Here is a 21,542-nt window from a genome sequence, read left to right on the forward strand (position 1 = left end):
ATTTATCTCCGCAATCAAAGAATTTTTCGATGTGACCCTACCAAAAGTTGCAGGTTCGCTGGTATCCAGAATTACGGATAATTTTCAGCTACTCAAACCTGCATCTTCAAGTTGAATGGGTATAAGATCATGTGACTTACTCTCTTTAAAAGTTCGAGACGTCACTACTCTCGATCAAGTATTTGAAAGGGTTCAATTAACGCAGAAGAAAACTGGGATCGAAGTTCAATTTGAGATAACTCCGAGAACACAACAAAGTATTATCCATTGGATTCAAGAAGTTAAATTGCAACCCAGTGATTATTTGTTTCGGAGTATACGTCGCTCCAATCAACCAATAAGCTATTCATATTACAGGTCTATCATCAGGAGCTGGGCTGAGCAATTAGGACTTGATTGCAAATTTGGACAGCATGATGTGCATGAACATCATTATCAGGACTGATTCCGATGTAAATCGCTTTGTAGGGCCACAAATGAATATGCATGGCTGACTCAGTATCAAAAGTTCAGGCTATTGATTTTTGCCTTATAAATCTACACAAATGACGAATGTTAGCCGATAGATACAAGTTAAGGTGAGCGCGCACAGTGAAATTGTGTTCTTCTTACAATTTTAAGTGTGTAAATAATTTAAAATACCACAGTCCCTAATGGTTTTGTCTTGGTCACACGATGACGCCATATTTTCGAGTGATGACTTTAATACGTTTAGCTCTTCAATGCGAATAATGACGTCTGATAAATGCTTAGCTATTAACGTATTGATATTTGAACAGCTCTGATCTGGCCTCGAACGACTGTCCATTAGCGTTTTTACTTCCATGATAGACATATCTAATGAACGACACTGTTTGATAAACAGGAGTTGTTCAATAGTCCCCTTGTCGTAGACACGATAATTTCCACTTGAGCGCTTAAGCTCAGGCAAGAGCCCCTTCTTTTCATAAAAACGAATGGTCTGAATACTACAACCTGTCGTCTTTGCGACATCACCAATTTTCATTTTTTTCTCCTAACCGTTGACTCTATACCAAGTATAGACTTTATACTCATATTATTCATCAGTAAAGAGTGTGTTTCTAATGAGCGGATGTGGGTGCGAAGTTGAAATAAAAGACCAGTCTCAACGACAGGTTTTGTATTGGCTTTTGGGAATAAACGCGACAATGTTTGTTATAGAAATGGGGATCGGGTTGCTTGCTGATTCAACCGCATTAATAGCCGATTCACTTGATATGCTCGCCGACGCAGTTGTCTATGGTGTTGCCCTTTATGCTATTGGTAAATCGCTATTGCACAAAGCCAATGCGGCTAGAATTAGCGGCTTTTTTCAGATGGCACTGGGTGTGTTGATTATCATTGATATTGTAAGACGGTCAATTTACGGTAGCGAACCTGTATCGGGACAAATGATGGCTATGGGGGCAGTTGCACTGGTTGCTAATGTCATTTGTCTTGTGATCATACGCAAACAAAGAAATGAAGAAGTGCATATGCGGGCAAGCTGGATATTTTCAGCCAACGATGTGATTGCCAACTTAGGTGTTATCTCTGCTGGCGTTTTGGTGTTTTGGCTCGATTCTCGATGGCCTGATCTGGTTATCGGTGTGATAGTTTCGTGCGTTGTGTTGCGCGGGGCAAAAATGATCCTCGAAGATGCTGGAAATGAAAGACAGCGAGCGCTTAATGCGCAAAGTTGATAAGAAAATGCCAATTTTTAATTGCACATCAAAACTGCGTAGGTTGGCATGGCTACTTATTACTTTGCTCATGTGTCAATCGGGCTTTTCGTTCGCCGCTCAATGCGATGACTACCCTGCGGAGGTATCGTCAGTCCCTGAACAATCAAAGTCGATAGGCACTTATGATGTTCCCGAAAAAAATGTAAATGCTGGTGATAATACGTCGAGTGAAGAGTCTAAGTGTTTCCATTGTGTGCTGTGTCAATGTGGACAGATTAAGTTTCTGGCACAACACCCAATAAATGACGTATCTAAACCGTTATATACCAATCAATACAGTTATTCCCGCAACGTCACTGACGGCCTAGTCGAAGGCCTTTTGCGCCCACCTCAACATTAATCCATTCCCTCCTATATGTTTGCATGGGTGCTTTCCATGTATGTCGTTATCTTATGAACAAAAGGTTCTTTTATGAGTTCTTCACGCCCATTGGGCATAAAAAAAGCTAGCTCAGCGTATCTGAAATTGATATCTGCTGCACTGGTAACCATGAGCATATCTGTTCAATCTGCCAATGCGCAAAAGTCTTCAATCACGCTTGAAAATGCGCTCAAACGCACATTATCAAACAACCCAGATTTAGTTGTGTTCGAATTTAAATCTTCGGCTTTGGATGGTGAATCAAAAATGGCCAGCTTACGACCTGAAATGTCTGTTGGGGTTGAAGTTGAAAATGTGTTGGGAACAGGCGAAGTGTCTGGTATCAAAGATGCCGAATTGACACTGACCTTATCGTCGGTCATCGAGCTTGGAGATAAAGTCAGCGGCCGAATGAATGTGGTGAGTTCAAAAAAAGCACAACTGCTTACACAACGGCGCATTCGTACGCTGGACATCTTGGGTGAAACAACTCGACGATATATCAATGTCATTGTCCAACAAGCGTTGCACAAGACTGAGCAACGAGCTGAAATGCTGGCTCGCACAATGCTTCAGACAGTCTCTACACGGGTTGAAGCGGGGGCTTCTTCACCACTTGAGAAAAAACGTGCAGAGTCAGCGTTGTCGCAGGCGCGTTTGTCGTTATTGATAAGTGAACAAAAACTCAATGAGTATAAACGCGACCTGGCCATCATGTGGGGTGACACTAACGCTGCGTTTGCGGAAGTTGAAGGGACACTGTTATCGTTTCCAAATTCACTATCACTTGAACATATGCTTTCACAGCTTCAAAGCAATCCACACGTTCTGCTTTATGCTGATAACTATCGGGTACAAGAGGCCAGATTGAGAGTGGTTCAGGCCAGTCAGCAGTTCGACATTGCGTGGGAAGCCGGTATCCGAAGAATGCAGGGAATTGATGACACAGCGTTAGTCGCCAGTATTTCGGTGCCGTTAAATACCAAGCAGCGGAATCTAGGTGAATACGAACAACAGCGCGCATTGCTTGACAGTATAGACTATCAAAAACAAGCGAAAATTCGTGAACTCACTCGCCAATTAAATCAAGTCATTAGCGCAAAAGACCAAGCCTTGCTCACTGTTACTACCCTTCAAGACAATGTCGTCCCAACATTGGAATCTGCATTGAAATTGGCGCGGGATGGCTATGAAAGTGGTCGCTACAACTACATAGAGTGGGTGACAACGCAACAGCAACTCATAGATATGCAACGAACACTGATAAAAGCCGCAGGCTTAGTCCACCTTCGAAGCGCAGATCTAGAGGCACTTACGGGAATTCCCGTGTTTTCTGACTCTCCCTCGACGTCTGCTCAATCATCACAATGAATAGAGAAAAAATAATGAATAAATCACAATTTACATTAGTTACTAGCGCACGTGACTTGCTTGGCATGTTAGTCATGCTAGCTACTTTACTGTTTGCTTCTGTCGCCCTGGCTGATGATGACGATGAGGAAGCCGAAGAAAGACCCGAGTACGTAGTGTTATCTCAAGAACGGATGCTTGAACACGATATCGTGACTGCATCGGCCGCATCAGGAACATTATCGCTCACAACCAGAACCTTTGGGCGGATAGTTCATGATCCTGCGTCACTGAGTCATATTCGTGCCCGCTTCGACGGTGTTGTAAAACGTATCATGGTGAATATTGGAGATAAAGTAGAAAAAGGTGACACACTGGCAATCATTGAGTCAAACGAGAGTTTAAATCAATACTCAATCACCTCACCGATGTCTGGAAAAATCATAGCTAGACACGCCAATGATGGTGAGCTCACCAACGGTCAAGTACTGCTTTCTGTTGCTAATTACTCTCGCGCAATTGCTCAATTGGCTATTTTCCCCAAACAACGTACTCGTATTGCCGCTGATATGGAAGTCACTTTAAGGCTTGAGGAATTGCAGCAACAATCAAGTATAAGCCACATTACGTCCTCACCTGATGACAAACCTTATTCTATCGCGTTTGTGAACGTTGATAATGGCAGTGGTTATTGGCCTTTAGGCGCTATGGTAGAGGGTTATATTCAGATTGGGTTCCAAGAAGTCAATCTGGCTCTCCCCAAAAGTTCAATACAAGAGTTAGATGGGCAAACCATTGTTTTTGTCAAAGAAGGGGAGCGATTTTACCCCCGCCAAGTAAAGCTTGGGAACACGGACAACCGTTTAGTAGAGATTGTGAAGGGCGTTCAAATAGGCCAGCAAGTCGTTGTAGAAAATAGCTATTTACTAAAAGCTGATTTATTAAAAATGGAGGCGGGCGATGATGACTAATTACCTGCGCATTTATTGTCAAAAGCAAAGCCAAGTCCATAAAAACGGTGAGGTGAGAACATGATAGCACCAATACTCCGTCTATCCATTGAGCGACGTGGTGTCATGATGTTGTTCGCCTTGTTTGTCGCCTTTTTTGGTATGTACAGTTACAAACAATTGCCGATTGATGCTGTGCCTGATATCACCAACGTGCAAGTGCAGATAAATACCGCAACCCCAGGTTACTCGCCTTTGGAGACTGAACAACGCATAACGTTTATAGTTGAAACCTCGCTGGCCGGTTTGCCTAATTTATCGTATACCCGCTCGATATCACGCTATGGTTTGTCGCAAGTCACAGTCGTGTTTAAAGAGGGCACTGATTTATATTTCGCACGAAATCTCGTCAACGAGCGTCTCACCGCCATCGCGGCGCAATTGCCAACAGGGTTAACCCCTGAAATGGGCCCTATCTCCACAGGCTTGGGTGAAATTTACATGTACTCGTTAAGTGCTGAGCCTCAGGCGCGACAGGACAACGGTCAACCCTATGATGCTATGGCATTAAGGGAGATCCATGATTGGGTAATTAAGCCCCAATTGTCGCTTGTTGAGGGGGTGACCGAGGTTTATGCGATAGGCGGATTTGAAAAGCAATATCATGTGAATCCTAATCCAGTCGCAATGATAAACTTTGGGATAAGTACAGGTGACCTTCTCAGTGCGCTAGAACGCAACAATGCGAATCAAGGCGCTGGTTTTGTAGAACAAAATGGGCAACAAGTACTGATCAGATCGGAAGCCCAACTTAAGGGCATCGACGATATCGGCCAAGTGGTTGTTAAGATCATTGATGGCGTACCGGTAAAAATTCAAGACATCGCCCAAATCAACCTCGGTAAAGAGCTGCGCTCTGGAGCCGGCACGTTAAATGGCCAAGAAACAGTGATTGGCACGACAATGATGTTAGTGGGAGAAAACTCTCGTACGGTCGCCAAAGCTGTGGACAGTAAGCTCGAAACCATTAAAACAAGCTTACCCGAGGGCGTAATCCTTGAAGCGGTTTACGATAGGACAAGCCTCGTTGACAAAACCATCGACACAGTGCAGAAAAACCTCGTCGAGGGCGCTTTACTTGTCATCGTTGTGCTATTCGTTTTGCTTGGGAATGTGCGAGCTGCACTTATTACCGCCGCTGTAATACCCTTGGCAATGCTTGCCACGATATCGGGCATGGTCAAAACAGATGTGTCTGCTAACTTGATGAGTTTAGGCGCACTGGATTTTGGCTTGATTGTCGATGGCGCAGTTATCATTGTTGAAAACTGTATCAGACGATTATCCGAATCCCAGAAACAAAACGGCGCTACTCTACCGCTCAAAGAAAGGCTGAATGTTGTATATGAAGCCACTAATGAAGTCATACGCCCCAGTTTGTTTGGTGTATTGATCATTACCATTGTTTATATCCCCTTGTTCACGCTCACTGGCGTCGAAGGTAAAATGTTCCACCCCATGGCAGCGACCGTGATAATGGCTTTGCTTGCCGCAATGGTATTTTGTTTTACCGTAGTGCCTGCGGCGATAGCAATTTTCATGAGAGGTAAAATTAGCGAAAAAGAAAGCCCAATTATTAAAGGTGCAAAGGCAGTGTATCGTTCTATTTTAATGGGCGCGCTGCGTTTTAGATGGCTAGTAGTAGTAGGTGCGAGTGCTTTGGTTGTCGGCAGTTTATGGATGGGCAGTAAATTAGGCTCCGAGTTTATTCCCCAGCTCAATGAAGGTGATATCTTAGTACAAGCGATACGCATCCCTGGGACTGGGGTAGAACAAGCAGTTGAAATGCAAAAAACTCTTGAAGCGAAACTTATGCAGTATGAGCAAGTTCAGACGGTATTCGGTCGCACGGGTACGGGTGAGGTCGCTACCGATCCTATGCCGCCCAACATTACTGATACGTTTGTTATTTTGAAGCCTAGGGAACAATGGCCCGATCCATCAATGACTAAAGCCGAGCTAGTCGAAACGTTTGAAGAGGACTTGTTTACCTTGCCCGGCAATAATTATGAATTTACCCAACCTATTCAAATGCGGTTTAATGAATTGATCAGTGGGGTAAGGGCAGATTTGGGCATAAAACTATTTGGGGATGACTTAGATACCCTCTTTGCATCTGCTTCTGACATTTTGTCCGTTATTTCAACGATTGAAGGGGCTGATGACGCGAGGCTTGAGCAGGTAGAAGGCATTCCAATCTTCACCGTCACACCAAAGCCTAATCAATTGGCACGCTTTGGTTTGGATATAGCCGACTTGCAGTTATGGCTCAATGCTGCGACAGGTGGAAAAACCGCTGGAATGATTTTTGAAGGCGACAGACGCTTTGAAATTGTCGTGCGATATGCCGACGACATTCGAAATGAACTCACTCAGCTTGAGACCATTCCCATAGTCACGCCCTCTGGTGAGCATGTACCAATAAGCGAATTAGCCACACTTGCATTTAAAGAAGTACCTAGCCAAATAAGCCGGGAGAATGGCAAACGTAGTATTGTTGTCACAGCAAATGTGCGTGACAGAGATATTGGCACTTTTGTTGAAGAAGCTCAGGCGAGAATTAATGATGAAGTAGATTTACCTGCTGGTTATTGGCTCGACTATGGTGGAACCTTTGAGCAGCTCGAAAGTGCGAGTCAACGATTGACGATTGTGGTACCGGTTACGTTGTTTGTGATTTTGACAATGCTGGTAATTGCGTTTGGTTCTATACGCGATGCGTTGATTATCTTCACAGGTATCCCTTTGGCATTAACAGGCGGTGTAATGTCTCTTTGGTTAAGGGATATGCCTTTATCCATATCCGCGTCGGTAGGATTTATCGCGTTGTCTGGGATTGCCGTATTAAACGGATTGGTAATGCTGTCCTTCATCAAGCAACGTTTGCTAGAAACCGGAGAATTAGTGAATAGCATTGTTGAAGGGGCACTTATTCGTTTGCGTCCGGTATTAATGACAGCACTAGTGGCAAGCCTTGGATTTGTGCCCATGGCGCTCAATACGGGCATAGGTGCAGAGGTGCAACGGCCTTTGGCCACGGTGGTCATCGGCGGGATAATATCGTCAACCTTGCTAACACTGGTAGTGCTGCCTGTACTCTATCGACTCGTGCATAGTAAAGGGGATCAGTAGTGTTCTTGGGCATTTATTCGTAAATGCCCAAGTTTTACCTGAACGATTTTTAGGTACCTATTGACTCTTTATTAAGTATAGACTTTACAATCATATTCTTAACGTCATGTACGATAAGGATAGATATGGTTTCGCTTATTTTAATTAGTAGTTTTTTGGCGCTAGCCGTCCTCGGTAGAAGCTTTGTTCAATATAAGAGAAATGGTGATTTTGGTATAAGAGCAGCATCTATAAACGCACCATTAATAGAAATTGTACCAGGGGCTATATTCGTGGTTACGTTTTGCTTTGCATTTGGTCTAGTTCTTTTTGGTTACTTAGGACGTGCGCCCCTACTATTTGTTCCTTCAATTCCATTTCAGCTTCTCGGCTCCTTGATTGGCGCCTGCGGAATTGCTGTAACTTTGTTGTCTCAAATTCAAATGGGAGATTCATGGCGTATTGGCGTTGACCAGCAAGAAACGACTGCACTTATTACCCACGGGATTTACGCAAAGTCTCGCAACCCCATTTACTTTGGTATTTTTCTATTTTGGGCAGGGGTGTGTATAACGTTCCCACATTTGCTGCTTTGGGCATGTGCTTTTGTATGTTGGATTTGCATTGAAGTGATTGTTCGACAAATTGAAGAGCCTTATTTGAAGAAAGTGCATGGCGATGATTTTCTAAAATATAAGTCTGACACTAACCGATACATATCTAAGCTTTCACGCTTTAAGTTTTGACGCTTAAATAAGTAATGGCGCAGGCTGCTTTATATGCATAAACTAACGAACGGTATCTTTTAACGTCCATTTTTATGAACTGTCGTTATTCTTAAATAAAGTGAGCCGACTGATTATGTTTGCAAGCCCGTTCTCGATTAGCGTGAGTTCATTGTCAATTAAAGTGAGTCAGGCACCGGTCATATTCTCACTTAATGTGAGTCCAAAATGTACGATGTAATCAAGTCAGAGGGATTATGTTCGCGAGCCACTACATCTAGCAAGTGATACCTATAAGCGCTTTTTAGCAAATCAATCGGAAAGCTGTAGTGGCGATTTTGGCATGTCTGAGATGCTCATGAAATTTTACGGGGGACAATCAGATAAGTCTTTTGGAAAAATCTTTCAGCAAGGTTCTGTTGATTTACAAAAGTACATGATGGAAGCTTTAGAGGGAATTGACGAAATTGCGCTAGATGAAACCATACATATAGAAAGTATCAAAAAGCTTATTGCAGATTTGCCTGCGTTGATGAGCAGTCAATCTTCGAGAGTAGCAGAGGAACTTGATGAAGGAGGCGAATCCCCAGTTTCAGAGTTCGAGGCCAAAACGGGAATTGGGCCAGTTATATTAAAAAATGTAAAACCGCCAAACGTGGTGGAAAAAATATGGCAGATTTTATCAGGCATTGAAGAATTCTCAGGAATTGGTATAGAAACATTTTTTGGAGTGAAACCTCGTAGCTTTGAAGCAGATTCGGATAGAGAAAGAACTATTCAAGAGAAAGTCAACGCAGTCTATCACCAGTTAAATTTTCTCGGTTACTATCGTGATTCAAAAATGAAAAAAGATAGAAGATTTCGGGCATCCTTTAGTGATATGACGCATGCAGGTGTTGCTTCATTTTGTCATTTTTTTCTGTGTAGAGACGAAGATTTGGTAATGAAGGCTGCTGCGGCTTATGAATATTTAGGTGTAAACACTAGAGTATTGCACTATAAAGCTTACAAGAAAATGCAGCCGACCGCTGACACGTCGGCTGATTAGGAATTACCAAATAAATACTCTAAAACGTTTTTGTCCAGAAATGAGCTAGAGCGAAGATCCGCTTTTCGCTTATGGCGGCCTGTCAGGTGAAGTCCAAACTAGCTAGTTAATTTATCTGGAATCAATTGTGAGACATTGACTTTCATTCTGTTCGAGTAGTTATTGAGGCCAATCCCAGTTTAAGTATTGCTCTAACTGCTCCCCAAGTTCTTCTGAGGCGTTTTGATCCACTAAGTGTTGATGGTAACTGTACTCTTGTGTCATTTGCACGTTAGAAAATCGATTCGCTTGATAAGGATTGAAATCACCTAGATCACCAATCGGGCAGTAGTTTGTGTTAATAGTTTTAAGCCATGTGACCATTATCGTCTTAGCTCGGGTTTTCTCTATGTATTTACGCGCAGCGTCCAATGACCACCCTTTAGTACAAATATCGTCTACTAAGAGTACCGTTTTGCCTCTACCTAAGGGAGGATTTGCGTATGTGGTTGTGTAGTTCCTTGTTGGAAGTCGGTTCAATTTAATTGTATTTAGTTGGTTGTGGTGGTCTAATGCCACACCTTGGTTGCGGGCTGTTTGAGATTTTAATGCTGTAGTATGCCTCTCAATCAAATCATGAAGGTAATTTTTACGGAAGCATTTAGCGAATGTCAGTAAGTCATGCTTCATTTTCTCGTTATCTGTGCCAGCTTGGTGACCAGGGTATGCTGCGACAAAGTTGATACGCTTCTGAATACCAGTAAAGTACATACTTGTTACTAAAGCACCTAGCCAGAAATCAACATTGCCTTGCCCAACTTTTGCGGCGGCACGAGCATTCTCTGAATATTTACGAAATGCTTCTTTGTAAGTACTGAAAGGAGCAAGCGCATAGTATTCGAAATCACCGTCAATGATTTGGTGACTCCAAAAGTGCTCACGTAAGCATAAGGTATCAATGAATCGAGCGACTTCCTTTGGTTGACTAAACTCAAATCCATACTCTGTGTTATTGCTATACCAAGTTGCTCGTAAGAAGAGTATATTTCCGTTTACAGCGGTTCGCATGTCATCATCATTGCTACCAATGTAAACGACTTCATTTGATTCCCAGCCCATTTGGTCTAGAACATACTGAGTCGCTGCCGCTTGTGGTTTTGGCGGTACATTCCCGTCACGCTGGCGAGTGAAAATTTTTAGTTCTTCAAAGTGATTATCGAGTGCGTCATAAAGATCTCTCTTGTCACCAGTCTCTTTGTTTGTTGTAAACCTTTTTCGATTGGCGAGCAGAATAGGAGTGATACCTCGTAGCTTGAAGAAAGCCATTAGTTTTTCGACTTCACGGAACACAGCTTGGTCGATTTGACCCATGTTCATAATTGTGTCTTCGACGCTAAGTATCACGCCTTTTAATCGTTTTGCTGCCATTATGGCGTCCTTATAAGTCGAATGAAATCTGTCCTTCACCATCACCTAAGTCTACAGACGGTGTCTTCTTTGACTCTTCAATAATTGGGTTTGTAATAAAGTTAATTAGTTCGATGCCTTGATCAGGAACTTGAAAAATTTTGCCCTTTTTATACGAGGTAATCGCTTTTAGTTCGTTACTTCCAGAGTCTGAATCTGGGAGGTAGGGCATAACCAAAAAACGATCGAAAGCTTTAGCGAAATTTACTGTATGTGCCGTGCCGCTTTTTATCTTCCACTCTACAGGAATCACACATGTAGCGAGTCCTGCTTGGATACGGTTTCTTTGAACAAAGTTATGCGCACTGTAGCTCTGGCCTATTAAGTATTCAGTTACGATTGTTCCACCAGAGGCTATGATTTGCTCTCGGACGTGTTCAGAACCTTTAGGGTAGTTACTATCAATACCTGTTCCTAGTATGGCTACTGTTGGTACGCCGAAGCGTATTGATTCAATGTGTGCTCGTTGGTCGATACCATCAGCTAATCCACTAACAGAAACTAAGTCCTTGTTCGCCATACCAGCAACGATTAGCTTAGTTAACCAGTGACCATCTTCTGATGATTTTCTGCTCCCTATAATCGCGACAGACTTTGCGTAAAGGTTGCTTAGGTTGCCTTGAACGAATAACCACATTGGAGGTTCTTCTATGCTTTTCAAGTTATTAGGGAATGCTTCATGATCGTGAAATACTACTCTTATTTGCTGCTGAGCGTATGTACGGGCTATTGATGTGCCTTTTGCCCAGAGACTCTTCTTAAAGTTTTCCCACTGTTCTTGAGAGTCAAAGCTTGATTCTGGTAACGTTACGCGCAGCGTTTTACTAAAGAGCTTGGGATCTTCAGTCTTAATTAGCTCCCTGAACTTTATTCTTTGTAGTGCTATCTTGTATAGCGTTCTAAAGCCAACACCATGAAGCGACTGAAGCGCATAAAACGCTACAGTTTCGGCTCTCCAGTATTCTTGCTCTTCGGTCATGGTATATTTAGCTTCAAATAATTTTTTAGTATGTCATCAGCATACCATAGGACATGAAAAACGTAATAGGTTTAGTGTGATAGACATAATTGAAAGATTAAAATTTAAGGAAATTTCATGCAAAAAAAGAGTTACCAATATGCCGCTGATGCAGCGGAAGTGATTTCCGATGACTATATTGGTCTAATGGATCGCGATGAATACAACTCAGTCATCACCCATGTTAAAGATCTCATTAATGCTTCGCAGGCCTTATTTATTGCTAAAAGCTATGCTCTTTCTGTTTTTATAAGTATCACTGTATATGAAGAAATCGCAAAAGTTAAATCTGGGCATATGCGTACATGGGGAGGTGAAAAAAAGCGAGTGAAACGAAGCAAAGATCCATTATTTCAGCACGGGAAAAAGCATAAAATTGCACTTGATGGTATCTACCTCACAGGTGAGAGGCTTGAGAAAAGTATAGGTAAGGAACGTGTTACCGAGATTTTTAGAAAATATCAGTCAGGTGAGTATTCGAATTTTCGTGAAGAATCCTTGTATTTTTCTCGTTGTAATAAAGGGCTACACATTCCATCAAAAGAATTTGATTTAAAACTTGCTGCTGAGCATTTGTTAATAGCTATAGAAATGTTTAGTGATGAGTTTTGGGGGATGACAAGTGAAGCATGCGGAATATGTGATACTACAGATCGGATCTATATGGCAGTTGAAGAACAGCTAATAAAAAGTTTAAACGAGACAAAAACAGTGGAATAAGCTTCGCTCAATATCACAACTTATAGTTTTAGAACGTTTAATTAAGCTGGGTTTAAGGCCAAGTATATAAGTTTTGCTGGAGCTATAGCCTTTGTGTCTGTATTTATAAAAAACTAAAGATTGTGGTATTGGTACAGTTTTCCATGAAGGAGACTTGATATTTGTTACTGTAACAAATATCAAGGTTATGGATAGCTACTTTCTTTTTTGTAGCAACCAGTATTGTAAGGTTAACATTGAACAGCCTTGTTGAGCTTTTTACCACCAGAACTCTCCTGACTTATACTCCCTCATTATTTTATCCATGATAGATAGATTTATAATAAGTGTTGTAAGTCTCTTGAACAGCACTTCTTCATTTTTAGCAGTAATTTGGGAAGTCGCTCTATCTAATAGGTCTTGTAACTCAAACAGTCCATAGCTGTATGCATTAAAACGTATACCAATAGATTTTTTACCAACTAAGCCAATTTTAGAACTTCGGAGTAAGTTGGCAAAGTTTTCATTAATTTCTTCTTCAATAATTGAGTTGGACTTGTTCAAAAGGTGATGAAGCTCTTTAGGAAACAAAATATGGTTTTTGTGGAACTGGATTACAGAACTTAATATCCAGTAATTACGACTAACTTTAATTGCAAGGTGTATTCTACACTCCTCTAGTAGGTCGAAAATTTGGTCTGGTACCCTAATTGTACAACGCTTTTTAATAAGAATTACTTTGGGTCTTTGACCTTTTAACATATGTTTGCGGGTGTTTTTTCTAGGCATTTTAAGTACCTCCAATGGGAGAGCCTAGATCAAGCATTGATACTATTGATCGCATACCCGCGAAGGGTATTTTAGGCTCATTAGTATCAATAAAATGAAGTAGCAACTTCATTATTTAGTGTAGTACAGTTTCAAAGTAAAGAAAGTTAAAATTGTGTGGCTAGTTGAGAATTTTGCTGTTATTTTCATATCTAATTCTCAACTTTTTAAAAAATAAGTGATATTTTGCTAAGATAGCTGAAAGCTTGAGTTTTTAAGTTGCGTCTCATGTTTCACAATAAAAAAAAGTGTAACGGTGGATGAGGATGACTACGATGTAGAAGTTATCTACCAACGATAAAATTTGAAACTGAAAAGGAGCCATGCGCTCCTTTTTTATTAATAAGAAAAAAGTATTAAGGTTTAGTGTGAAAATTTCAATGATTGCTGCTATGGCAAATAACCGAGTAATAGGTCAAGACAACCAAATGCCATGGCATTTACCTGCCGATCTGCAACACTTTAAAAAAGTAACCATGGCAAAGCCGGTGATCATGGGGCGTAAAACGTTTGAATCAATTGGTCGTCCATTACCTGGCCGTCAAAACATTATTATTACTCGTAATGCAGATTATAGTGCACAAGGCATTGAGGTAGTCACTTCGCCTGAGGCAGCGTTGGCATTAGTCGCTGATGTTGAAGAAGTCATGATTATTGGTGGCGGAAATATCTACGAACAGTTTTTACCGCAGGCTGAGCGATTATATTTAACGTTCATCGATCTTGAAGTTGAGGGTGACACTCAGTTTCCAGATTACGAAAGTGTTGCTAATTGGACGGTTGCTGAGCAAGAACAGCATCAGCCTGATAACAAAAACCCTTATTCGTATACCTTTGTAACCCTGTATAAAAATTCGTAACATTATTGCGGTAAAACTAATTGGTTGGTATAATAATGTCCGATATTTCTACGAAGAAAGTATTGCATAAGGGCAAAATATGATGAAGTTATCTAACTTATTACTCGTGGCGGCAGTTGTTTCGGCTTCGGTTGCGTATACCGCACCAGCGAAAGCTGATGACCAATTAGCTGTATCTATCTGTGAATATATCGCGGCAGATGATAAAAACCGTTTACGTGATAAGCTTAAGAGCTCACGTGTTAAAATTCGTAACATTTTTGACGCTGTAAAATGTAATGGTAATAATATGCTTCGTCATGCTATCGAGAGCGGTGCTGCTGATACTGGTGAGTACATTGTTAAGAACTTATCAAAAAGCTCTTTAGAAGATGGTGCTGACATCGCATGGGCTGAAGCAAATGGCCATGGTGGTTCACCACTAATTGCTGTTATTAAGGACCGCGCAGGTCTTTAATACTAAAAGTAAACAGATTTTGAAAAAACCGCACAGAGTGCGGTTTTTTTATTTGTATTATGCCAATACGTAATAATGCTTAATCATGCTGAGACAATAAAAAGAGTAAGCCCAGCGATAGGCTAGGCTTTAGTCAACATTCGTGTTTTTAATCGTTAACTAAACTTATCAGTTTCCTTTTCTAAATCAGTTGTTAGACCTTTAATTAGATCAGTTGCTGTGTGAGCTTGATTAGAAACATCTGCCGTTTGTGATGCTGTATCAGAGATAATAACGATACGTTTGGCAGTGTCTTCGCCTGCATCGAGCTGTTCTTTAGCGGCAATTGCGATTTGGTCGCTCATTTGTGCTATGGCACTTAGTGAGCTGGCAACACGCTTTAACTCATCATTGGCTTTTGTGGATTTTTGCACGGTTTGTTCACTGGTTGAAATACTTAGCGAGACAGCAGACTTGGCATCCTGAGTTGCTGCTTGTAACTTGCCAATCATATTGCGGATTTCTTCAGTACTGGTTTGTGTGCGCTGAGCAAGTCCGCGAACTTCGTCGGCAACCACAGCAAAGCCTCGCCCTTGTTCGCCGGCGCGCGCAGCTTCTATTGCCGCATTAAGCGCAAGTAAGTTAGTTTGCTCAGCAATACCTTGAATAACGCTGAGCACATTTGCGATGTTATTTACTTCATCATCAAGCACTTGAATATTATTACCAGCGCTGTCAATTTGTTGCTCTAAAAGCGCGATAGTGTCAGCAGCCTCGCTGGTTAAGTGGCTGGCACTTTGACCTTGTTGCTCCGCCTCTTGCACTGAGTAAGCCGCTTGTTCTGCATGTTCAACAACTGTTTGCGCCGAAGCTGTTAACTCAGTGATAGCAGAAGCAACCATTTGAGTTTCTTCGTTGAGGCTACGAGTAAGTTTATCGAGCTCAACAGAGCGTGATTCGTTATCAACACTTTGGTTCTTTAGGCTATCTGTAACGCCTTTTATACCGTCCACAACGCCACGTAAGCCTTGCTGCATGTAATGCATAGCAGCAATAATGCTTTCAGGTGGGGCATCTTGGCGAATATGTGAGTTTAAGTTGCCGCGAGAAACGTTTTTAACAATACCAATTACTTCGTCAATTTCGCCGCCTAAGGCATTGGTGAGTGATGAGCCAAAGCGAGCAATGGCAAAAGTCAGCGCAATGGCAATAAGCATAGATAAGCCGAGCAACCACTTTGCAGTATTCCAATAACGTTCATCAACTTCTTTGGCGCTAATGCCTGTACCAACATACCAACCAAACAGCGGTGTTTTTTGTACTACAGAGGTTAAATCAACGGTTTCTCCATCTCGCACTGAATCCCAGTGATAGGTGATGATTTTATTGGTCGTGTTACCCACGAGATTTTCGACCATACGGCCGATGCTGTTGCCGCTGGCATCTTTAAAATCGTTAAAGCTGGTACCGTGTAGTTCTGGGTCGTGCGGAGTGGCGACAAAATCTAAGTTGTTGTCGACGACATACACATATTCTGAGTCGTGGTATTTATTTTCTCGAAGTACCTGAATAGCAAGCTTCTTTGCTTGTGCATCTTCGAGTTGATTGCTTTTAACCATCAACTCAAATTGCTCAACAATATTGGTGGTGCTCTTCATGAGCTGGTTGATACGCGCGATGTTGTCGCTTTCGCTGGAATGGCGTAAAGATTGTAAGCCAAGTAACGCTATCGCAGATAACGCAATAAACATAGCGATAGCAAATAAGGTGATTTTTGTTTTTAAAGCTAATCCTGATAACACAGTCAGCCTCCTTTATTATTTCCCCATATTACTTCTACCACGTTTGTATTATTTTATTAAGTAAAAATGACAGCGTTATCATGACTTTTGCTCAAGTACCTATTTAGAGCTTCAGTTCGGCTTCTGTAAGGGCACGATATTCACCGCTTGCAAGGCTTTCGTCGAGGGTGATGTCAGCTATTTTTTCACGATGTAATTCAACAACTTTATTACCTACAGCAGCAAGCATTCGCTTAACTTGATGGTATTTACCTTCGCAAATTGAAAGGCGTAAGCTGTAGCTTGCAAGTTTTTCAACAATAGCAGGGCGAGTTAGCTCTTTCTCGTTGTGCAATTGCACCCCTTGCTCTAACGCTGCAATTGCCTCGTCTTCAATAGGTTCTTGAGTTTCAACTAAATACGTTTTGAATTTGTTATGCTTTGGTGCGGTAATTTTATGCGACCAGTCACCGTCATTAGTGATCAGCACTAAACCTGTGGTATCGATATCTAATCGACCTGCAACATGAAAGTCGCTCATGTTTGGCTCATCGATTAAATCAAATACAGTAGGGTGAAGGTCATCTTTATTAGCGCATACATAACCTGCAGGCTTATGTAGCATGTAGTAGCGTTTACCTAAAAATACTAGTGGCTCACCTTGCCAGCGAATATCATCATCTTGTGTTACAGACAAATCGAATGAGGTAATCACCTCACCATTAACTGTGGCGTATTTGCGTTTAATACCAGCTCTGGTCTTACTGCGCGGTAACTCAGCAATATGGCTAATAAATTTATCTAAACGGCATGGAAATTTCATTGGGATCACATTTTTAGTCAGCTACAATGGCGGCGAGTATAGCGGATACTAGTTACCTATGACAGTACAGCAAGGACAAATATTACAGCACTACCAAACAGAGATAGCGAATGGCAACTTAACTGAGGATGTCGCTCAAAGAGCAGCTATAACCGCACTGGATCAGTTATCACAATTGCTAACTACGCCAAGTCATTGGTGGCAAAGAGCAAAGCCGATTAAAGGTGTGTATTTGTATGGCCCTGTTGGTCGCGGTAAATCAATGCTAATGGATATATTTTATCAACGAGTTAGCATTGAGGGTAAAATCCGTTTGCATTTTCACCATTTTATGAAGCAAGTGCATGAGCGTTTAAGTGAGTTGCAAGGGCAAAAAAATCCGCTAAATGTGATTGCTAAAGAATGGGCAGAGCACATTCGCTTGATTTGTTTTGATGAGTTTTTTGTGTCTGATATTGGCGATGCCATGATCTTAGGAGGCTTATTTAAAGCCTTGTTTGCGCAGCAAGTCGTGTTAGTGGCAACGTCAAACTGCCAACCGGAACAGTTGTATCGTAATGGTTTACAGCGAGCTCGCTTTTTACCCACTATCGATTTATTAAATGATCATTGCCATATTCTGAGTGTTGAAGGCCATACAGATCATCGCTTTCGCTTTGGTAAACAAACCGAACATTACTTTATTGATAATAAAGAGGCGCTAACAGAGCGCTTTTTAAAACAAGAGCAAGCAATACAGAGGCAAACAACGATAGAGGTTTGCCATCGCAAGCTTAGCTGTGTAATGCAAGCTCAAGACGCCATTATGTTTGATTTTATGACACTTTGCTCAGGGCCCAGAAGCACTGCGGATTACATTTACTTGGCAGAGTGTTTTCAGCGTGTTTATTTACTCAATGTGCCGGTAATGGGGCGCGGAGCAACGGGCAAACAAATTGTGCATGGCATTGAAGATAGTTATCAGCGAGAAAAACAGGATTTACAAGAACACTTTTTAGATGATGAAGCACGGCGCTTTATTGCTTTGGTTGATGAGTTTTATGATCGCAACCGATTACTGGTGATCTCGGCCGAGGTCGGTATAAGCGATTTATATCAAGGACAAAAGCTGGCATTTGAGTATGCACGTACCGAGTCTCGACTAGTTGAGATGCAAAGCTGGAAAAGATAAAAGGCGCATTTTAAATGCGCCTTTGTTGTCAGCCTAGCTGGGGATCTTCATATGAAACGGTTAAAAGCTATATTGAGCACCTACATACACGTAGCGACCAGCACCACCGCCGTATGCGCTATAGTAGTTACCACGGCCATATGGATAAAAGTCACCTTTATTATCAAACACGTTATTTACACCACCGAATACGCGCAGTTGGCTCTGTTCACCAAGTGACATGGTGTAAGACGCTGAAAGGCTGTGCTTTAAGAACGAGCCATAATCTTGGTAAGCAAGTTTTTCTGGGTTACTGATACAGGTATCTTCACCAGCCTCACAGCGGGCATCGTTTTCGGCAATATACTCTTGATAGTCTTCTTCAAGACTCTGGCTTGCTTTAAACGAGCCTAAGTAATTTGTGCGCCAGCGAATACGTAAGTTATCGTTACGCCATGTAACTGACATTGATGCTTTATCTTTGCTGCTGCCATAACCTGCGTAGTGACTGGTTACCAAGCTGCCATCAAGGCCTTCATAAGTTTGCGAGTTTTCGATTACATGGTTGTAATCTAGTTTAAACGACAACTGACCCAGGTTATCTAAGTCTAATTTGTACTGTGCAACCACGTCATAACCGCGCGCTGTTAGCTCATCGAGGTTATATTGACGTTGCAAGATTTTAATAATATTACCTTCGCTGTTACGGGTAATGTCATTACAAAATACGTTGTCTTCGCCCCATGCTGCTTCTGAGTTGTAGCACTCACGCATGATGTTTTCATTACTGATCTGCGAAATCGCATCAACAATGGCGATATCATAGTAATCAACGGCAAGATTAAAGTTTTCTAAAAAGGTTGGAGCCACTGTAACCCCAAAGGTATAGGTATCAGCGGTTTCTTCTTTTAGGTTTTCGTTACCAGTACCCGGTGAATAGCTGTTGTTCTCATCGCTAAACTCAAAGTTAGGATCAGCCGCAAGTTGTGCAGCTAATGTAGGCTCCTTACGGCAGTTATCGTGACCTGGTTTAGTCGATGTTGCCGTTAAACCGTCACAAATATCGTCATAGCTGTCGTAATCGCCACGTGGTGGTGACATAAGCTCGGTGATCGTTGGCGCACGTTGAGCACGGGCGTAGTTTGCTCTAAATGCATAGCCTTCGATTGGCTCCCAAAATACACCTAGCTTGTAGCTGGCAACAGTATTGACGTTTTCCATGCTGTAGTTTGCCAAACGTAGTGAGGTTTCTGCGCTTAAGCTTTTTGCTAAAGGAGCATCTTTTAACAGCGGGATCGCAAGCTCAGCAAAGGCTTCATAGACTTCAACTTCACCATAAAAATTTGGTACATAGTTAAAGGTAATACCGCCAGCTTTCATGTCGTCGCTGGTTGATAGGTCTTGGCTGTCTTTACGGTATTCACCACCAAATACTGCGGATACTGAGCCTGCTGGTAATTCAAATAAATCACCTGTTATGTAGCCAACCACACCGTATTGCTTTATTTCGGTATCAATAATTGGGTTAGTGCGGATCCAAGCCGCCATCTCTTCGGTGATAGAGCCTTCACCAAATAAGTTAATTGGTACACAGCCTTCAGCGCGAGCTGCTTCATCAATACATTGAATGGTGCCATCCGCTAACTGTTCAGCTTGCAAAGCTTGATTAAGTTTTACGGTATTTAATTCATTGCTGCGAATTTGGTGCTGGGTAAAACGACCATAACTTGCAGATAGATCCCAGTCCCACTCATCGTTAAATAACGTGCCTTGAAGACCTGCCCAGCTACGAATCGTTTTACGGGTATTATCTGTGCTGATATTACCGACTTCGCTGAAGCGGCGATCCCAATAAATGCGATCTTTATATGGGTTGGCATCGAGGATTTCTTGCGGCACATATGGGTTGTCGATTGGAATATAACCCGGTGCCACATCTGCAAGGGGCTCGCCAGTCGCTGGGTCGTAACGTGGTACATACGCACCTTCGTATTCATCTTCAGGCGACTTATTGTTAAACGAGCCACTTTCGCTGTATTGAACTTGTGCGTAAAACATCACATCGTCAGTTAAGTCATAATCAATTTTAACTGCCGCAGACACGTTATCGCTTGGAACATCAAGCATTACGTATTGATTTGAGTTAATACCGTAAATTTCTTCATTGCCTTTCCAGTCATCACGTAGAGTTTGACCGTCATACCAAAACTGCGTGTCGTTGCGGCTGTTTTCTAAAAATACACCGCCCGGAATACCATCACTTTTGCTAACCCAGTCAGCTTGTGTGATGTCACGCATACATTGATCGCCATCTGCTGTTTGCATTACATTACACATGCGATCTGGATCGTAATCGTAACTATCTTCAATTTGTGCGCGTTTACGATCGTAAAAAGTCATACCAAAATCACGGTCCCAGTTGGCACTGAAATAAGCGTAGCCACGCTCATTAGCAAACGAGGTACCGTAGTTTAAATCAAGGGTAAATTCTTTACCGCCGCCATCAGTGGTTTCACCTGTGTTCGCTTTAAAATCAAAGCCTTCTTTTTTTGATTGGGTGATAATATTCACCACACCTGCTACGGCATCAGCACCATAGGTTGCCGATGCACCGCCACTGATTATCTCCACGCGCTCTACCATGCCGCTTGGAATGGTATTTAAACTAACATAGTTGCCGCTGTAGCTATTTGATACAACACGACGGCCATCAATCAGTGTTAGAGTGCGGTTAGCACCTAAATCTCGTAGTTGGACAGTAGATAACCCCGTTGCTGAAACACTTGATTGGCTGGTGGTGTTACCTATGCTCTCACTTAGAGCAGGCATGTTATCAACAAGAATATCTGATAAATTGGTTAAACCGGTATCGGCAATGGCTTCACGGTCCATTGTGACCAGCGGTGTAGGAATTGAAAAGCTATCACGCTTAATACGCGAACCCGTTACAACAATTTTTTCAGGCTCTTCAGTTTGTTCATTAGCTGTTGGGGTGGTGTTGGCGGTGCGGGCAATCTCAGCTTCATTGGCAAATGCATGTTGGCTAAAACCACTGGCAACAGCAAGTGCAATAGCACAGGGTTTGGTTAGTAGATTTCTCACAGGTGTTCCTAGTTGTTTTATTTTTAATTTTTAGAACCAGAGTGATGCT

General features: G+C 42.1%; 19 protein-coding genes and 1 pseudogene. 13 read left to right on the forward strand and 7 right to left on the reverse strand.

The features are described from left to right. A pseudogene (locus L1267_RS15255) lies at positions 1-115 on the forward strand (IS630 family transposase); the annotation flags it as partial. Further along, the gene (locus L1267_RS15260; protein ID WP_235383317.1) at positions 116-445 is read left to right on the forward strand and encodes a tyrosine-type recombinase/integrase; all 330 of its coding nucleotides are present in this window, start codon (positions 116-118) and stop codon (positions 443-445) included. It begins immediately after the preceding pseudogene. Positions 446-616: 171 nt separating this feature from the next. Here the strand turns inward: L1267_RS15260 and cadR are convergent, their stop codons facing one another. After that, positions 617-1,006, reverse strand: a complete 390-nt coding sequence (gene cadR / locus L1267_RS15265) for a Cd(II)/Pb(II)-responsive transcriptional regulator (RefSeq protein ID WP_024606396.1) — start codon at positions 1,004-1,006, stop codon at positions 617-619. Positions 1,007-1,085: 79 nt separating this feature from the next. On the opposite strand from cadR, the gene L1267_RS15270 reads away from it, so the two are divergent. From L1267_RS15270 to L1267_RS15300, 7 genes are all read left to right on the forward strand, one after another. Beyond that, on the forward strand, positions 1,086-1,703 hold the full coding sequence (locus tag L1267_RS15270) for a cation transporter (RefSeq protein ID WP_053911487.1): 618 nt from the start codon (positions 1,086-1,088) through the stop codon (positions 1,701-1,703). Continuing rightward, positions 1,669-2,085 carry a hypothetical protein gene (locus L1267_RS15275; RefSeq protein WP_015065927.1) on the forward strand — a complete coding sequence of 139 codons (417 nt, stop codon included), beginning with the start codon at positions 1,669-1,671 and terminating at the stop codon, positions 2,083-2,085. Before L1267_RS15270 ends, L1267_RS15275 begins: the two co-directional genes overlap by 35 nt. A gap of 72 nt (positions 2,086-2,157) precedes the next feature. Further along, on the forward strand, positions 2,158-3,477 hold the full coding sequence (locus L1267_RS15280) for a TolC family protein (RefSeq protein WP_235383318.1): 1,320 nt from the start codon (positions 2,158-2,160) through the stop codon (positions 3,475-3,477). Positions 3,478-3,491: 14 nt separating this feature from the next. Then, entirely contained in the window at positions 3,492-4,427 is a 936-nt protein-coding gene (locus L1267_RS15285) for an efflux RND transporter periplasmic adaptor subunit (protein ID WP_235383319.1), read from the forward strand. A 60-nt stretch (positions 4,428-4,487) separates the two neighbouring features. Beyond that, positions 4,488-7,598 (forward strand): efflux RND transporter permease subunit, encoded by a 3,111-nt coding sequence (locus L1267_RS15290; protein ID WP_053911484.1) that lies wholly within the window; start codon positions 4,488-4,490, stop codon positions 7,596-7,598. A 125-nt stretch (positions 7,599-7,723) separates the two neighbouring features. Further along, complete coding sequence (locus tag L1267_RS15295) at positions 7,724-8,323, forward strand: methyltransferase family protein (RefSeq protein WP_235383320.1); 600 nt, start codon at positions 7,724-7,726, stop codon at positions 8,321-8,323. Between the two features lie 322 nt (positions 8,324-8,645). Beyond that, a complete protein-coding gene (locus L1267_RS15300) occupies positions 8,646-9,350 on the forward strand; it encodes a hypothetical protein (RefSeq protein WP_235383321.1) in 705 nt (234 codons plus the stop codon). A 159-nt stretch (positions 9,351-9,509) separates the two neighbouring features. Here L1267_RS15300 and L1267_RS15305 read toward each other — a convergent pair whose 3' ends face one another. Next, positions 9,510-10,757, reverse strand: a complete 1,248-nt coding sequence (locus L1267_RS15305) for a hypothetical protein (protein ID WP_235383322.1) — start codon at positions 10,755-10,757, stop codon at positions 9,510-9,512. 10 nt (positions 10,758-10,767) lie between these two features. Beyond that, positions 10,768-11,775, reverse strand: a complete 1,008-nt coding sequence (locus L1267_RS15310; RefSeq protein WP_235383323.1) for a DNA-processing protein DprA — start codon at positions 11,773-11,775, stop codon at positions 10,768-10,770. Between the two features lie 117 nt (positions 11,776-11,892). Here L1267_RS15310 and L1267_RS15315 point away from each other — a divergent pair, with 117 nt between their 5' ends. Further along, positions 11,893-12,534: an AbiV family abortive infection protein gene (locus tag L1267_RS15315; protein WP_235383324.1), complete on the forward strand. Its 642-nt coding sequence runs from the start codon at positions 11,893-11,895 to the stop codon at positions 12,532-12,534. Between the two features lie 258 nt (positions 12,535-12,792). Here L1267_RS15315 and L1267_RS15320 read toward each other — a convergent pair whose 3' ends face one another. Further along, on the reverse strand, positions 12,793-13,302 hold the full coding sequence (locus L1267_RS15320; protein WP_235383325.1) for a hypothetical protein: 510 nt from the start codon (positions 13,300-13,302) through the stop codon (positions 12,793-12,795). Between the two features lie 419 nt (positions 13,303-13,721). Here L1267_RS15320 and folA point away from each other — a divergent pair, with 419 nt between their 5' ends. Both folA and L1267_RS15330 read left to right on the forward strand, forming a co-directional pair. After that, entirely contained in the window at positions 13,722-14,201 is a 480-nt protein-coding gene (folA, locus tag L1267_RS15325) for a type 3 dihydrofolate reductase (protein WP_135926317.1), read from the forward strand. Positions 14,202-14,280: 79 nt separating this feature from the next. Then, positions 14,281-14,658: a DUF3718 domain-containing protein gene (locus L1267_RS15330; protein WP_135926124.1), complete on the forward strand. Its 378-nt coding sequence runs from the start codon at positions 14,281-14,283 to the stop codon at positions 14,656-14,658. Between the two features lie 155 nt (positions 14,659-14,813). On the opposite strand, the gene L1267_RS15335 is transcribed toward L1267_RS15330, so the two are convergent. Both L1267_RS15335 and rsuA read right to left on the reverse strand, forming a co-directional pair. Further along, complete coding sequence (locus L1267_RS15335; protein WP_235383337.1) at positions 14,814-16,388, reverse strand: methyl-accepting chemotaxis protein; 1,575 nt, start codon at positions 16,386-16,388, stop codon at positions 14,814-14,816. Positions 16,389-16,542: 154 nt separating this feature from the next. After that, positions 16,543-17,241, reverse strand: a complete 699-nt coding sequence (gene rsuA / locus L1267_RS15340) for a 16S rRNA pseudouridine(516) synthase RsuA (RefSeq protein WP_235383326.1) — start codon at positions 17,239-17,241, stop codon at positions 16,543-16,545. Positions 17,242-17,299: 58 nt separating this feature from the next. Here rsuA and zapE point away from each other — a divergent pair, with 58 nt between their 5' ends. Next, positions 17,300-18,412, forward strand: coding sequence for a cell division protein ZapE (zapE, locus tag L1267_RS15345; protein ID WP_235383327.1), 1,113 nt, complete (start codon positions 17,300-17,302; stop codon positions 18,410-18,412). Positions 18,413-18,472: 60 nt separating this feature from the next. Here the strand turns inward: zapE and L1267_RS15350 are convergent, their stop codons facing one another. After that, a complete protein-coding gene (locus L1267_RS15350) occupies positions 18,473-21,493 on the reverse strand; it encodes a TonB-dependent receptor domain-containing protein (protein ID WP_235383328.1) in 3,021 nt (1,006 codons plus the stop codon). Between the last annotated feature and the right edge of the window lie 49 nt (positions 21,494-21,542).

The organism is Pseudoalteromonas sp. OFAV1, assembly GCF_021532595.1.
Taxonomy (GTDB): domain Bacteria; phylum Pseudomonadota; class Gammaproteobacteria; order Enterobacterales; family Alteromonadaceae; genus Pseudoalteromonas; species Pseudoalteromonas lipolytica_C.